14 protein-coding genes (1 of these 14 running past the window's edge) are annotated in these 14,802 nt (G+C 58.4%); 4 read left to right on the forward strand and 10 right to left on the reverse strand.

Annotated features, from left to right (window positions below; genetic code table 11):
* The 5 genes from SJY21_RS09005 to SJY21_RS09025 all read right to left on the reverse strand — a co-directional run.
* Positions 1-249 carry the 5' end (the start) of an MFS transporter gene (locus tag SJY21_RS09005; protein WP_377509209.1) on the reverse strand. Its footprint begins 930 nt before the window's first position, so 249 of the gene's 1,179 nt are visible here — the first part of the coding sequence; it begins with the start codon at positions 247-249; the stop codon falls past the left edge of the window.
* A gap of 43 nt (positions 250-292) precedes the next feature.
* Entirely contained in the window at positions 293-907 is a 615-nt protein-coding gene (gene msrQ, locus SJY21_RS09010; protein WP_377509211.1) for a protein-methionine-sulfoxide reductase heme-binding subunit MsrQ, read from the reverse strand.
* The gene (msrP, locus tag SJY21_RS09015) at positions 907-1,806 is read right to left on the reverse strand and encodes a protein-methionine-sulfoxide reductase catalytic subunit MsrP (RefSeq protein WP_377509214.1); all 900 of its coding nucleotides are present in this window, start codon (positions 1,804-1,806) and stop codon (positions 907-909) included. Before msrP ends, msrQ begins: the two co-directional genes overlap by 1 nt.
* 102 nt (positions 1,807-1,908) lie before the next feature.
* Complete coding sequence (locus SJY21_RS09020) at positions 1,909-2,124, reverse strand: DUF6552 family protein (protein WP_377509217.1); 216 nt, start codon at positions 2,122-2,124, stop codon at positions 1,909-1,911.
* Between the two features lie 55 nt (positions 2,125-2,179).
* Positions 2,180-3,667, reverse strand: coding sequence for an FMN-binding glutamate synthase family protein (locus tag SJY21_RS09025; protein ID WP_377509219.1), 1,488 nt, complete (start codon positions 3,665-3,667; stop codon positions 2,180-2,182).
* Between the two features lie 278 nt (positions 3,668-3,945).
* Here SJY21_RS09025 and SJY21_RS09030 point away from each other — a divergent pair, with 278 nt between their 5' ends.
* The gene (locus tag SJY21_RS09030) at positions 3,946-5,394 is read left to right on the forward strand and encodes a lamin tail domain-containing protein (protein WP_377509222.1); all 1,449 of its coding nucleotides are present in this window, start codon (positions 3,946-3,948) and stop codon (positions 5,392-5,394) included.
* 242 nt (positions 5,395-5,636) lie between these two features.
* Positions 5,637-6,113 (forward strand): fasciclin domain-containing protein, encoded by a 477-nt coding sequence (locus tag SJY21_RS09035; RefSeq protein ID WP_377509225.1) that lies wholly within the window; start codon positions 5,637-5,639, stop codon positions 6,111-6,113.
* A gap of 93 nt (positions 6,114-6,206) precedes the next feature.
* On the opposite strand, the gene SJY21_RS09040 is transcribed toward SJY21_RS09035, so the two are convergent.
* Positions 6,207-7,223, reverse strand: coding sequence for a Hint domain-containing protein (locus tag SJY21_RS09040; protein ID WP_377509228.1), 1,017 nt, complete (start codon positions 7,221-7,223; stop codon positions 6,207-6,209).
* Between the two features lie 144 nt (positions 7,224-7,367).
* Complete coding sequence (clpB, locus tag SJY21_RS09045) at positions 7,368-9,983, reverse strand: ATP-dependent chaperone ClpB (protein ID WP_377509231.1); 2,616 nt, start codon at positions 9,981-9,983, stop codon at positions 7,368-7,370.
* A 200-nt stretch (positions 9,984-10,183) separates the two neighbouring features.
* Here clpB and pyrF point away from each other — a divergent pair, with 200 nt between their 5' ends.
* Positions 10,184-10,909 carry an orotidine-5'-phosphate decarboxylase gene (pyrF, locus tag SJY21_RS09050; RefSeq protein ID WP_377509234.1) on the forward strand — a complete coding sequence of 242 codons (726 nt, stop codon included), beginning with the start codon at positions 10,184-10,186 and terminating at the stop codon, positions 10,907-10,909.
* On the opposite strand, the gene SJY21_RS09055 is transcribed toward pyrF, so the two are convergent.
* Genes SJY21_RS09055 through SJY21_RS09065 form a run of 3 tightly spaced genes read right to left on the reverse strand, consistent with a single transcriptional unit; the run spans position 10,906 to position 13,244 of the window.
* Positions 10,906-12,057: a sterol desaturase family protein gene (locus tag SJY21_RS09055; protein ID WP_377509237.1), complete on the reverse strand. Its 1,152-nt coding sequence runs from the start codon at positions 12,055-12,057 to the stop codon at positions 10,906-10,908. The two genes, pyrF and SJY21_RS09055, sit on opposite strands and share 4 nt — an antisense overlap.
* 21 nt (positions 12,058-12,078) lie before the next feature.
* A complete protein-coding gene (locus SJY21_RS09060) occupies positions 12,079-12,351 on the reverse strand; it encodes an NfeD family protein (protein WP_377509240.1) in 273 nt (90 codons plus the stop codon).
* 2 nt (positions 12,352-12,353) lie between these two features.
* Positions 12,354-13,244, reverse strand: a complete 891-nt coding sequence (locus SJY21_RS09065) for an SPFH domain-containing protein (RefSeq protein WP_377509243.1) — start codon at positions 13,242-13,244, stop codon at positions 12,354-12,356.
* A 157-nt stretch (positions 13,245-13,401) separates the two neighbouring features.
* Here SJY21_RS09065 and SJY21_RS09070 point away from each other — a divergent pair, with 157 nt between their 5' ends.
* Positions 13,402-14,655 (forward strand): DNA polymerase IV, encoded by a 1,254-nt coding sequence (locus SJY21_RS09070; RefSeq protein WP_377509246.1) that lies wholly within the window; start codon positions 13,402-13,404, stop codon positions 14,653-14,655.
* Positions 14,656-14,802: the final 147 nt, after the last annotated feature.

The following is a 14,802-nucleotide window of genomic DNA, read 5'->3' on the forward strand; positions in this document are numbered from 1 at the left end:
TGGCTGTGCCAGGAACCCCGCCGCCAGCAATCGCCGTGGACCAAACCGCGACACCAGGCGGCTGGCGACTTGCAAGGTCGGGATCGTCGCGATGGGCATCCCCAACAGCGCCAGCGCCAGCTGCGCCTTGTTCAGCCCCAGTTTGATCTGAACGTCTGGGATCAGCGCCAACCACGCACCAAAGGCCAAAGCCTGAAGTGCGAACACCGCGATGGTAAGAAGGGTCGTGCGAAACAAGGAACTGCTCATCGCGCGACACTAGCAGCGGCACACTATATATACAGACGAAAAATCAGGCGGTGGCGCGACGCTGTGCGAATTTCACCCGCGTTGCCAGCAACCCGATGATCACCACCAGATAGATGATCGGTTCAATCTGAAACCCTTTGACCAGCCACAGATAATGGACGGCCCCCAGCACGGCGATCGGATAGGTCAGCTTGTGCAGCTTGCGCCACGCGGCCCCGCCCAATTTGCGCAGGGAAAGGTTGTTGGATGTGGCGGCCAGCGGGATCATCATCAGAAGCGCAGCCATGCCAACGGTCACATAGGGGCGCTTGACCACTTCGGTCCAAACCCGCGCAACGCTTTGGACATCCAGCACCGCAAAGACAAGGAAATGTGCCAGCACCAGAAAGAACGCAGAAACACCAATCGCGCGGCGGAACTTGAGCAAGTTCAGCCCCGCAAATCGGCGCAGCGGTGTGATCAGCAACCCCGCGACGATCAGCTTCAACGCCATCTCGCCATATTCACGCTCAAGCTCGTTAATCGGCTCGATCAGGTAGCGGCCCGACTGGTTCAGCGCCAGCCAGAACTGCCACCCCGCATAAATCGCGAACACTATATATATAGTCCAAGCCGGGACGCGGCGCAGGGCGCCATTTATCGGGCCGACGATATCCATCAGTAATTTGCGCGCAGGTCCATGCCATCATAAAGGCTGGCAACTTCGTCGTAGCCATTGAACATCAGCGTGTCCTGACGGGCGGCAAAAAGCCCGCCACCGATCAGCCGTTCTGTGGCTTGCGACCAGCGCGGGTGATCCACTTCTGGGTTCACATTACTGTAAAAGCCGTATTCGCGCGCGTTGATCGCGTTCCATGTGGCATAGGGCTGTTTATCGGTCAGGGTGATCCGCACGATGGATTTGATCGACTTGAACCCGTATTTCCACGGCACGACCAACCGGATCGGCGCGCCGTTCTGTTTTGGCATCGGTTCGCCGTAAATCCCCGTCGCCATCATCGTCAGCGGATGCATCGCCTCGTCCAGCCGCAATCCTTCGCGGTAGGGGAAATCAAGCACACCGCGGCGCACACCGGGCATATTGTCGGGTTGCACGGCCGTTTCAAAAGCAACATGGGTCGCGCCCGCCTGCACACCGACCGCACTCAGAATATCCGCCAGTTCGAACCCGTTCCACGGTATGACCATCGCCCAGGCCTCGACACAGCGGAAACGGTAGATGCGTTCTTCCTCGGTCAGCCCCGATGTCAGATCGGCAACCGTGTAGGTGCCGGGATTATCGACCAGCCCGTCCACTTCGATCACCCAATCGGTCAAGTCCAGTGCATGTGCATTCTTGGCCGGATCGTCCTTGCCCGTGCCGAATTCGTAATAGTTGTTGTAGCTGGTGATCTCTTCCCAGGTGTTGGGCTGCAAATCGTCCTGCGCCTTTGCGGCACCAGCCGCACCAAATGCGCCAAGACCCAATGCACCCGCCATGATCTGACGACGATTCAGAAACATCTGTTGCGGCGTCACGTCTGCGGCGCTCAGGTCATTTTTCCAGCGATGGGCCATATGGGTCTCCTTTAGCGATGCTCCTTACTTAGGGAACTTTGCACGAAAGGCACCCGAACTTTTCTCACGATGGCGTTGGGGGATTGTAACGTTTAGCGCGTTTCAGGAATTCAGATAACCCGCGCCGATCGCTATGAATGCGCCGATATGAACGATCATAATCGCGCGGTCTTTCCACATGACCCCGACCAAGAACCAAAGCGCGATACCAATAACAAAGGCGAGCACATTCCACGGCACGATGTTCAGACCGGTTAGTCCATAACCAACAAGCTGCACAACCGTGGCAACCCATTTTACAATATCAACGCGCTGCATTCTCGCCAGTCCTTGCATGATCATCGCGCCTCTTTGGCAGCTTGATCGGCAGTCGTCATTCGCCATTTGATGGGAACAGCCGATCCATCGGAACGCTTACCCCATCCGGCTGCACAATCCGCACATGACTACGGCGCATCTTGCGCGGTTCGGATACACCGACGGAATGGGCGATGGTTTCCACATCCTTGATGATGCCCTTGGCATAATGCGCGACACGGCCCCACTTTTCCTGCACATCCAGACCGCGCTGGAATCGCGGGTCGTGCGTGGTGATACCGGTGGGGCAAGTGTTCTTGTTGCATTTGAGCGCCTGAATGCAGCCAAGGCTGAACATGAACCCCCGCGCCGAGGTCACGAAATCAGCCCCCGCGCAAATGGCCCATGCCACATCACCGGGGTTGACCAGTTTGCCGCTGGCGATGATGCGGATCCGGTCCTGCAATCCTGCGGCATTGCGCAGATCAACAACTTGCGGCAAGGCCTCGCGGATCGACACGCCGACCAAGTCAATCAACGGCATCGGGGATGCACCCGTGCCGCCCTCGCCACCGTCGATGGTGATAAAGTCGGGGGCGCTCTCAAATCCCCTCTCTATAATCGCGTCGAAAAGCCCTTTCAGCGTCGCGCCGTCACCAAACACAGTCTTGATGCCGGTCGGCAGCCCGCCGACCTCGCGCACATGGGCGATGAAATCCAGCAGATCATCCCAATCGTCCACTTCAAGATGACGATTTGGGGAAATGCTGTCCTGCCCTGCCGGAATACCACGGATCGCGGCGATTTCAGACGTGACCTTGGCGGCGGGCAGGATACCGCCCTTGCCGGGCTTGGCACCTTGGGCCAGCTTGATCTCGACCATCTTGACCTGATCATGGGCGGCGACAGCGCGCAGCTTGTCGTCGTCCAACCGCCCCTCGGCGTCGCGCACACCGTATTTTGCGGTGCCCATCTGGAAAACGATGTCGCACCCGCCTTCCAGGTGAAATGGGGATAACCCGCCCTCGCCCGTCGACATCCAGATGCCCGCAGCCTTGGCCCCGCGGCTAAGGGCCTGCACCGCCGGTTTGGAAATTGCGCCGTATGACATTCCTGACAGGTTAAAGATTGACCCGGCAAGATAGGGTTGGCGCGCGCCTGCGCCGATCAACATCGGGTCGGTGCTGGCATATTGATCGTCCAGCGGCGGAAAGGCGGCGTTCACGAAAATCGGCGTGCCAATAACCCCCAGATTGCGGGTCGACCCAAAGGCAACGGTATTGCTTTCCCCTTTGGCGGCGCGATCCACCCAATCGCGCTGCGCGCGGTTAAAGGGCAGTTCCTCGCGATCCATCGCAAAGAAATACTGGCGAAAAAACTCGCCCAGCTCGGAAAACAGATGCCGGAAACGGCCAATCACCGGATAGTTGCGCCGCACCGCATCGGCGCGCTGGGTCCGGTCGATCACAAAGAGCACCACCGCTACCAGAATCGCCGCACCAACGACGACGATAAACAGCATCGCCAGTCCCTGAATGACGTTAATCGTGAACTCGGAAAACATGTGGGCCCCTATGAAATAGGCCGCAGCTGGGCCAATAACCACCAACTGACGGGATTGAACGCGGATCGTCAACGATCCGATTGCAAATGTCACGCCTAGTCCAATGAAATGATTGTCTATTTTCATTAACCATGACAGATTTGGGCGGATAAGCGGCTGAAAGGTGTCAGAATAATGGCACTGCCTCCGGCACAGACCGGAGCCGCAGGGGGAGACAAGGCAGTAGTTAAGAGCGGTCGGACGTCCGGCCGAATGTGCAATTTTGTGGGGGAAGCTACGTGCCGAATTCTGATATCAAAGTCACCGAAATTTACTACAACCCGTCCAACGATGTAGGCCTGAACCTGCAATACGTCGAAGTCGTGAACACCGGAACAAGCGCCATCAATATGGCGAACTGGGCGATCGGCAATTCCGACTTCATCCCCGAAGGTTTCGTGGACGAAAACGTGCCTGCACTTGCGGCGGGCGGCGTTGGTATCCTGGTGAACCAATCCGTGACACGCGCCCAGTTCGAGGCCGCGTTCGGCCCCCTGCCCGCTGGCGCGGTTCTGATCCCCGTCTTTGCCTTCTTTGGCGCAGATGGAGGCGGGCTTGGCTTTGAAGACTATCCATCCACACTTAGCTTGCTTGACGATCAGGGCGAGGCGGTCGCCTATCTTTACAAGCCCGATATCGCCGACAGCACACCGGGCAACGAACTTTCGGTCGGCTATGTCTATGGCGACGGCGACCCCGTTGCTGTCACACAAACCGCGTCACCTGGCGTGTCACCCTTTGACGTGATCGAACCGCCAGCCGGTGAAGGCGACCCGACCGAAGGCGACGACAATCTGAAAGGCGACCAGCGCATGAACACCATCGCGCTGCTGGGTGGCAACGACACCTATGACGCCGGTGCCGGTGCGGATTCGGTAAGCGGTGGCGATGGTAACGACAACATCGCCGGTGGTTATGGCAACGACACGCTGAACGGTGACGCAGGCGATGATACAATCAACGGTGACACTGGCCGCGATATCATTGATGGCGGCGATGGCAGCGATGAAATCTATGGCGGCAATCAGGTCGACACGATCAATGGTGGTGCCGATGACGATGACATCTATGGCGGTGCCGCCAATGACATCCTTGCCGGCGACGCGGGCAACGACACGATCAACGGTGATTCCGGCAATGATTCCATCGACGGTGGCGATGGTATGGACATCATCTTTGGTGGCCACGGCAACGATCGTATCACAGGTGGTTCTGGCGACGACCTGATCTTTGGCGGCAAAAGCCACGATATTATTCGCGGCCAAAGTGGCAATGACGTTCTGCACGGCGACGACGGGCAGGACCGTCTTTATGGCGGCGGCAACAACGACTTTCTGTATGGCGGCAAACAGTCCGACATTCTTAATGGCGGCAATGGGGATGACACGCTTGATGGCGGTCGCGGCCATGACGAACTGACAGGCGGCAATGGTGCCGATACCTTCGTGTTTGCCGGGACGATGAATGACGACACGATCACCGATTTTGACGGGACCGAAGACCTGATCGACCTGTCAGCCTTTGGCACCTTTGCCGATCTTGAAGTGTATGGCGGCCTGTCCCAAAACGGTGCTGACGCGGTCATCGACCTTGGCGGTGACGGTTCGATTACCCTGACCGGCGTGAACGCGGCTGATCTGACGCTGGACATGTTCATCTTTGCGGACGAGATCATCACGGTCGGCTAAAGCGACCCTGCAAAAGCTGCAACTGGCCCGGTGCATCGCCGGGCCGTTTTGCGTTTCCGGTCACAGGATCAACACGGCAGATCAATCAAATGTGACTGGAAATCAGGCGCAGCGCCTGCTTAGCGCGCACCGCCGGTTCGTCAAACTGCATCGGCAGTTTTCCCCGCTGATCTGGGGTCAGGATGCCACGTATCCCTCCTATTGCCACTCCGGCAAAAGCAAAATTTTTGGGAGACAGACACATGCTTCGTAGAACTTTCATGGCTGCTACAGCCGCAACTGCCCTCGCCACTGCCGCCTTTGCAGAAGGTCACGCCAAAGACATCGTCGACACCGCAATCGAGGCGGGTTCCTTTACAACCCTCGTCGCTGCGGTGCAGGCCGCTGGTCTTGAGGAAACGCTGCGCGGTGAAGGTCCATTCACCGTCTTCGCGCCCACGGACGAGGCCTTCGCTGCCCTGCCCGAAGGCACGGTCGAAGGCCTCCTGGCCGATCCCGAGGCACTGGCCGCGATCCTGACCTATCACGTGGTCGCAGGCAAAGTGATGTCGGGCGATTTGTCCGATGGCATGATGGCGACAACCGTGAACGGCGGTGATGTCACGATCATGACCGAAGGCGGTGTTATGGTGAACGACGCCAATGTCGTGACCGCCGATATCGAAACCAGCAACGGTGTGATCCACGTCATCGACAAGGTGATCCTGCCTGCAATGTAAGGCAACCCACTGGCTACTGGGCCCTCCACCACATGCTGCGGTGGGGGGCCTTTTTCGTGAAGTCATTTGACGACCACAACCGGATGCATTGCCTCAGACCAATGCAAATTCAGGCGAGGCACGCGAAACCTTTTCCAGGTTCTGCACCATCAACCGCGCTTCTTTGACGCTTAGGACCGGACGGACAGTTTCATTGTGTCGAACCGGCGACTCCCGCGCGGCCACGGCACGCATCAACGCATCTTCATCCCCCAACCATTTCAACGATTGTTCCCCAAGGAACAGCGTTTCGCACGGCGCACCTTCGGCAAAGACGACCTCGTGGTCTTCAAGTAAAATATGAACATAAGTGATCAGCGTGCAGGGCGCGAAAGTGACCGTTGTATCATTGACCAACGAAACGGCTGGCACCAAAACTTCGGATGATCCAAAGTAAAGCTCGGCCAAGGGCGAACGCACCAACACACGATGCTGTTGCGACAGACGCAGTGGCCGATCATTCCCGATTGATCCTGCCGCGAAACAAACCGGCGTGTTTTTACCGTGCCCAAGCATATCTTGCTGCCCGACCCAGCAGATTGGCCTGATCCCATGATCAAGCGTCTGCACCTGATCACCGGCCACAAGTTCGCCAACTGCACGTAAACCCTTTGGCGTCAGCAGGCATGTATCCGCGGCAAAGCAGACATATTGGTGAGTGTAGTTGGGATTTTGGTCGGTGACATAAAACCCAGGCTCCATCGACGGGTTGTAGTTGTCGCTATACCAGCCCTCTAGATTGAATTCGGGCGTCCAGACGACTTGGGCCAGATCGCCGTTTTCATCGAGCCCTTCAAATACGATCGCACCACCGCCGCCCGGCGCTTCATCGCTGCGAATGACAACAGCGTCTTCGATAGAACCGCCGCCGCCAGCGCCGCCCCATGACACATCATAGGTATCGCCAATGCTGAAAATGGTTGGTGTCGGATCGCCCGGGTTGGTTGATACGAAAAGATCAGTCGAGCTGGTCGGCGGGTTATCGAACGTCGATGTCCCCGGACCCGAATTGACATTGCTGCCCGTTGAAACGGCAAATTCATGGTCTGGCGGCGCGTAAGTATAGGACATTGCGGACTCCTTGATCAGAAGCCTTATCGCCGCGTCATTTGTAACAACGCCCTAACAACCCAAAGGAATTTACCGCGCATTTAAGTCAAGCCGCACGAAAAAGGCCCCGCCGGATCGGGCGGGGCCTTGGTTCGTTTTCAGCGATTAATGAACGACAGCATCATCCGGTTTCGGACGGTTCGATCCGGCCAGACGGTCCCCGACAATCAGCCCGTCCGCACCTGCGCTGACGGACACCGTATCGCCATCAAGCACGTCACCAGCGAGGATCATCTCGGCCAGTTGGTCTTGCAAGGCGCGCTGGATCACGCGTTTCAGGGGCCGCGCACCAAACACCGGATCATAGCCTTCGTCAGCCAGCCACTTGCGCGCACCATCATCCAGATCAAGCATGATCTTGCGCCCCGCCAGACGTTTTTCCAAGCGCCCAAGCTGAATATCGACGATCCCGTTCATATCGGCGCGCGCCAGACGGTCAAAGATGATCGTTTCATCCAGTCGGTTTAGAAACTCGGGGCGGAAATGGGCGCGCACGGCGTCCATAACATCGCGCTTGGCCTCGGCCATATCGCCACCATCAGGAAGCTGGCTTAGCGCCTGCGCGCCAAGGTTGGATGTCAGCACGATAAGCGTTTGCTTGAAATCAACGGTGCGGCCCTGCCCATCGGTCAGCACACCATCATCAAGCACCTGCAACAGCACGTTGAACACATCGGGGTGCGCTTTCTCGACCTCGTCAAACAACACCACCTGATACGGGCGGCGACGCACGGCTTCGGTCAAAACGCCACCTTCGTCATAGCCAACATAACCGGGCGGCGCGCCGATCAGGCGGGACACGGCGTGTTTTTCCATGAATTCCGACATATCGATCCGCACCATGGCGTTATCGTCGTCAAACAGGAACTCGGCCACGGCTTTGGTCAGTTCGGTCTTACCCACGCCGGTTGGCCCAAGGAACAGGAAGCTGCCCAGCGGGCGCCCCTCGTCATTCAGGCCAGCCCGCGCACGGCGCACCGCGTTTGCCACCGCTTTAACGGCCGCGTTCTGGCCGATGACGCGCTTGTGCAGCCCGTCTTCCATGCGCAGCAGCTTTTCGCGCTCGCCTTCCAGCATCTTGGACACGGGCACGCCTGTCCAGCGTTCGACAACGCTCGCGATCTGTTCAGGGCGCACGGCTTCTTCGACCATCAGATCGGTATCGCCGCCTTCGGCTTCGGCGATTTGCTTTTCCAGCTTGGGGATCACACCATAAGACAGTTCCCCCGCCTTTTGCAGATTGCCTTCCCGCTTGGCGATGTCCAGTTCCGCTCGTGCACGATCAAGATGTTCTTTCAACCCGCGCGCGCCCTCAAGCTTGTCACGCTCTGCCTGCCACTTGGCCGTCATTTCGACCGAGCGGTCCATCAGATCGCCAAGTTCCTTTTCCAAGGTGACAAGCCGGTCCTTGGACGCGACATCGTCCTCTTTCTTGAGCGCTTCGGCCTCGATCTGAAGTTGCAGGATCTGGCGATCAAGCGCGTCCAGTTCTTCGGGCTTGCTGTCGACTTCCATGCGCAAACGGCTGGCGGCTTCGTCCACAAGGTCAATTGCCTTGTCGGGCAAAAACCGGTCCGTGATATAGCGATGCGACAGTGTGGCCGCGGCGACCAGCGCGCTGTCACTGATCCGCACGCCATGGTGCAATTCGTATTTTTCCTTGATGCCGCGCAGGATCGACACCGTGTCTTCGACGGTCGGTTCCTCGATCACAAGCGGCTGGAAACGGCGCGCAAGTGCTGCGTCCTTTTCAACGTATTTGCGGTATTCATCCAAGGTTGTCGCACCGATACAGTGCAGCTCACCACGGGCCAGCGCGGGTTTGATCAGATTGGCGGCATCCATCGCCCCGTCCGATTTGCCCGCCCCCACAAGGGTGTGCATTTCGTCGATGAAAAGGATGATTTCGCCCGCCGCATCGGTGACTTCGTTCAGAACCGCCTTAAGCCGTTCTTCGAATTCACCACGATATTTCGCACCGGCGATCAACGCGCCCATATCCAACGCCATCAATTTCTTGTTGCGCAGGGATTCAGGCACATCACCATTGACGATGCGCAGGGCCAACCCTTCGGCGATGGCCGTTTTACCGACACCGGGTTCACCAATCAGAACCGGGTTGTTCTTGGTGCGGCGTGACAGCACCTGCATGGAGCGGCGAATTTCCTCGTCCCGTCCGATGATCGGATCGATCTTGCCCTTCTCGGCGGCTTCGGTCAGGTCGCGCGCATATTTCTTGAGCGCATCATAGCTGTCCTCGGCGCTTGCACTATCGGCGGTGCGGCCCTTGCGAATATCATTGATCGCGGCATTCAGGGATTGGGCGTTGACGCCACCGGTGTCCAGCGCGTCCTTGGCCTTGGATTTGACCATCGCCAGCGCCATCAGGATGCGTTCCACAGGGACAAAACTGTCACCGGCTTTTGTGGCGATCTTTTCTGCTTCGTCCAGAACCTTGCCGGTGGCACTGTCCAGATAGACCTGCCCGGCATCACCCGTCACCTTGGCGATTTTTCCGACGGCCAGATCAACTTGTTCCGTCACGCGTTTGGCATTCCCGCCCGCACGATCAATCAGGTTGGCTGCAAGCCCCTGTTCGTCGTCCAAGAGTGCCTTTAACAAATGTTCGGGTGACAACCGCTGGTGGCTTTCGCGCATCGCAATTGTTTGGGCCGCCTGCACAAAACCGCGCGACCGTTCGGTGAATTTTTCCAAATTCATGTCGTTCTCCTTCTCAAAGCGCCCGTATGGTTGGATGCCCGCAATCGCAGCACACCCAGTTTGGGCCTTGACCAAAAGATGGGGTCACGCCTGTGTTACTTCAAGCATCCGCGGCGAAATTGCCCATGCAGCGCGCGCGCCGCTTGACAGGCCACGCCCCGCGCCCCATCACCCCCCGAACATAGCCGCAGGAGAGCCCGATGCCACAGCCCGCCGATGACCGCCTGATTGTCGCCCTTGATGTGCCAAACGCAATCGCCGGGTTGGAGCTGGCAGAACAGATCGGTGACGCGGTGTCGTTCTACAAGATCGGGTTGGGAATGCTGACAGGCGGCGGGCTGGCCCTTGCCAACGAACTGAAAGACGAGCACGGCAAACGCATCTTTCTGGACATGAAACTGTTCGATATCGGTGCCACCGTCGAGGCTGCCGTGCGCGGCCTTGCCCAATTCAACCACGATTTCCTGACAGTGCATGGCGACCCGCATGTGGTGCGCGCCGCCGCAACCGGCAAAGCGGGGTCGGACATGAAAATTCTGGCTGTGACAATCCTGACTTCACTGGACCGCGATGATCTGGATGCGTCCTGCATCAAGGCGGGCAGCATCACCGATCTGGTGCAGGAACGCGCGGGGCTGGCCCTGTCCAACGGCGCAGACGGCGTGATCGCCTCGCCGCAAGAGGCCGCATTGATCCGCGCCCTCCCCGAGGCCGAGGGCAAGCTGATCGTCACCCCTGGCGTGCGCCCCGTCGGCGCTGATCTAGGTGATCAAAAGCGGGTCACGACTTCCGCGCAGGCCATCGCCAACGGGGCCGATCACGTGGTTGTCGGGCGACCCGTCTGGCAGGCCAGTAATGCACGCGCCGCAGCACAGGCCATCACTGCCGAAATGCGCTCGCCGCAGGCTGCGCGACCCAACGCCTAATCGTCAGTGTCCGGCGATTTGGGCTTGGTGAACGGATAGATGAACTGCCGCCAATACCCGCGCGGCACAGTGTCCCCGACCACACCATAGTTTTCGGGCCATTCGCTGTCGGGCAGATGATGCGTGCCAAACAACCAGTCATATATGGGGAAATGGCTGGCATAGTTGATGTCAATCGCCGCGCGATCGCTGCCATGGTGCCAGTGATGAAAGCGCGGGGTGACAAAGAACCGTTCAACAAACCCCAGTTTCCAGCCAATATTGGCATGGATGAAACTGGAATAGAAATAAACGATCAACAAATAAGCCTGAATCGCGACCGGATCGAACCCCAGCGTGAACATCGGCACCGCCGTCAGACTGCGCAGCACGGCGATTTCAATCAGGTGCATCCGCGCACCGGCCAGCCAGTCCATCTTTTTCGTGGAATGATGGATCGCATGAAACCGCCACAAAAACGGGAACGTGTGAAAGGCGCGGTGCACCCAGTATTGCACGAAATCCGTGGCAGCCATGATGATCGCGACCTGCACCCAGAACGGCAGATTGACGATATGGATGCGCACATCATCCAACGGAATCTGCGCGTTCACATAGTTGGACGGGGCCAGCGTGATGAACCCCAGAACCTGCACCAGCATGGAACTAACAAGGTAATAAAACATGTCCTCCTGCCATTCGGCGCGAAACACGGTCTGTTCACCACGCGCGGGAAAAAACCGCTCCAGCGGAACAAACAGGAACCCGACCAGCAGGACGTTGATGATGAAATAGTCCAGACCAAAGTAGAAACTTTGTGGCACATCGCTGGCATGTTGCGGCTGCGTCGTCGCCATCAGGGACGCCACAACCGACACGGCCAAGGCCGTCCAGCCCAGCGATTTTCGGGTGCTGAGGATCAGACTAAGCAGCGACAGCGCATATCCAGCCAGCAGGACAAACCGCAGGGCCGCTGTCACGATGCCACTGTCCTGAATGAACGCGATTTCGGGGTAGGAAAAGGTTTCGGGAAACCAGCGCAGCAGAACGATCAACAGGCCAGCAATCGACGCCAAAAGCGCCAGTGACCCCGACAGCCAGCCGCTGCCAAGGGGGCGTTCATCGCGCGGGGTTTCAAGCTGTTCAACGACCTTGCGCAATACGTTCATGTCAAAGCCCCTGTGCGCAGGTTAATCGTTGATGTCGCGGTCCCAGATTTTCACCTGACCATGGCGGATCCCGAAAATCTTGCGCAGGGCGATGAACGACACCAGTGAAAACACCGCGAATACCAACAGCGCCCATGGCAGGGTCAACCCGCCAATACCCAGCAACAGGATGCCGCCGACAAAAGCTGCCCCCGCTGCAAAGCCAAGGAAGATGTAACCGGGAACGACCACTTCAAGGATGGCCAGCACGACGGCTGCGGACATCCAGACCCACCAGACTGACCAAAGTTCCATGGTTAACGTCCTTTCAGCATCTTGAAGGCATCACCGAACGCCTCGAGCGCATTGGCGGGCACAAGGATCGTGTTGCTGCCGTTGCCTTCGCCCAGTTTGTTGAGCGCTTCGACCTGTTTCAGCGCAACCTGATACTGCGCGGCCTCAAGACCATTGGCGGCAATCGCCTCGGCGACGACGCCTGTTGCATAGGCTTCGGCGTCAGCGGCAATGCGGCGGGCCTTGGCGATCTGTTCGGCGGCATACAATTCTGCATCGGCCGACAGTTCCACGGCGCGTTTCTTACCCTCGGCCTCGGTCACTTGGGCACGGCGGGCACGTTCGGCGTTAAGCTGCTGCAACATTGCAGCACGGGTGGCCGCATCAAGGTTCACATCCAGAATTTCAGCGCGGGTCACTTCGATGCCCCAATCATCTACCTGCGCGGCAAGCTGGTCCTGAATAGCCAAAATCAGACCAGTGCGGTTGGCTTGCACCTGATCCAGTTCCATTTTGCCAATCTCGGAACGCACGATGCCGGCCACGGTCGTGGAAATCGCACCGTCCACATCGCGGATACGGTACACCGTCTTTTCAGGTTCGATAATGCGGTAGAATACGGATGTTTCGACCTGCACCAGAACGTTGTCCGATGTGATCGCATCCTGGCTCATCACCGGAAGCTGACGTTCAAGAACGGAAATCTTGTGCGCAACGCGATCCAGAAACGGCACGATAAAGTTGATGCCGGGCCCAAGGACCGAGCGCAGACGCCCAAACCGTTCCACCACGAACTTTTCCGACTGAGGCACGATGCGAACACCGACCAGAATGCAGACGATAATAAATGCAGCAAGTAACAACAGCAGGATATTCCCGCCGACAAACTGCGTAATAACTTGTTCAAAATCCATGATGGGTTCCCTTGTTAGGTTTCCCTTTAGATAGGCTGCATAGGGGCGAAATAGAAGCGAGAAACGCATTGTATTCGCCCAAACCGCGCGGGGTGTTGCGCGCAGGACTCTGACGCATATCAATTGCGGTGATGTGCGGGCGGGCGTAAACAGGGCCATGCCTGCCCTTTGTCGCGATTGTCTGGCCACGTTCGACGCTGGCGCCCGCTGCCCCACTTGCCGCAGCCCCCGTATCACCGCGCACCCCGAACTGTTCGATCTGACCATCGCGCATATGGATTGCGATGCGTTCTACGCCTCGGTGGAAAAGCGCGACCATCCCGAACTGGAGGGCAAGCCGGTGATCATCGGCGGCGGGCGGCGCGGTGTGGTCAGCACCGCCTGCTATGTGGCGCGGATAAAGGGTGTGAAATCGGCCATGCCGATGTTTCAGGCGCTGAAACTCTGCCCCGAAGCGGTGGTCGTGCGCGGCCGGATGGAGCGTTATGTCGAAGTGTCCCGCCAAGTGCGCGCCCTGATGGATGAACTGACCCCGATCGTCGAACCCCTGTCGCTGGACGAGGCATTCATGGACCTGTCGGGCACCGCCCGCCTGCATGGCGCACCGCCTGCCGTGATGCTGGCCCGCCTGACCAAACGCATGCGCGACGAAATCGGCATTACCGGATCAATCGGCCTGTCGCACAACAAGTTTCTGGCCAAGGTCGCCAGCGATCTGGACAAACCACGCGGCTTTTCGGTGATCGGCGCTGCGGAAACCACCGAATTCCTGCGCCACAAACCCGTGCGCCTGATTTGGGGGATCGGCCCTGCGGCCCAAGCCTCGCTTGAAAAGGCGGGCATTCGCACCTTTAACGACCTTTTGCGCTGGGACCGGCGCGATCTGTCAGACCGGTTCGGCAGCATGGGCGAACGGCTGTGGCACCTTGCCCGCGGGCAGGATGCGCGACGCGTCAGTAGCCACGCGCCGGTCAAGGGGTTGTCGAACGAAACCACGTTTTTCGACGATACCAATGATCCCGATATCCTTGACGGGCACATCTGGCGGCTGTCCGAAAAGGTCAGTGGTCGGGCCAAGGCCCAAGACAAGGCGGGCCGTGTGGTGACGCTGAAACTGAAACGGTCAGATCACTCCAGCCTGACCCGCCGCCTGAGCCTGCATCAACCCACCCAGCTGGCCGACACGATCTACCGCACCGCGCGGGGATTGTTCGATCAGGTCGGCGATCAGGGACCATACCGGTTGCTGGGTGTCGGGATCAGCGATCTGGTCTCTGCAACAGATGCGGACCGCGAAGGCGATCTGCTTGACCCCGACGCCGGAAAACGCGCCAAAGCCGAAGAGGCCACAGACAGCATCCGCAAGAAATTCGGCAAGGATGCGATCAAAAAAGGGCGGGCGCTAAGGTAGCCAAAGCTGAATGTCAGGTTTGAGCCCTAACGGGACATAGGCGCGCATGCGCCATGCCCGACCTCGGGAGGGGCTCGCGGTTTTGTAGTGGCCATAGTTTAAAAGTTAAACAAACGCTCCATGCACATCAGAAGTTGCAATATGCCC

It is taken from the genome of Octadecabacter sp. R77987 (genome assembly GCF_042466115.1).
Taxonomy (GTDB): domain Bacteria; phylum Pseudomonadota; class Alphaproteobacteria; order Rhodobacterales; family Rhodobacteraceae; genus SW4.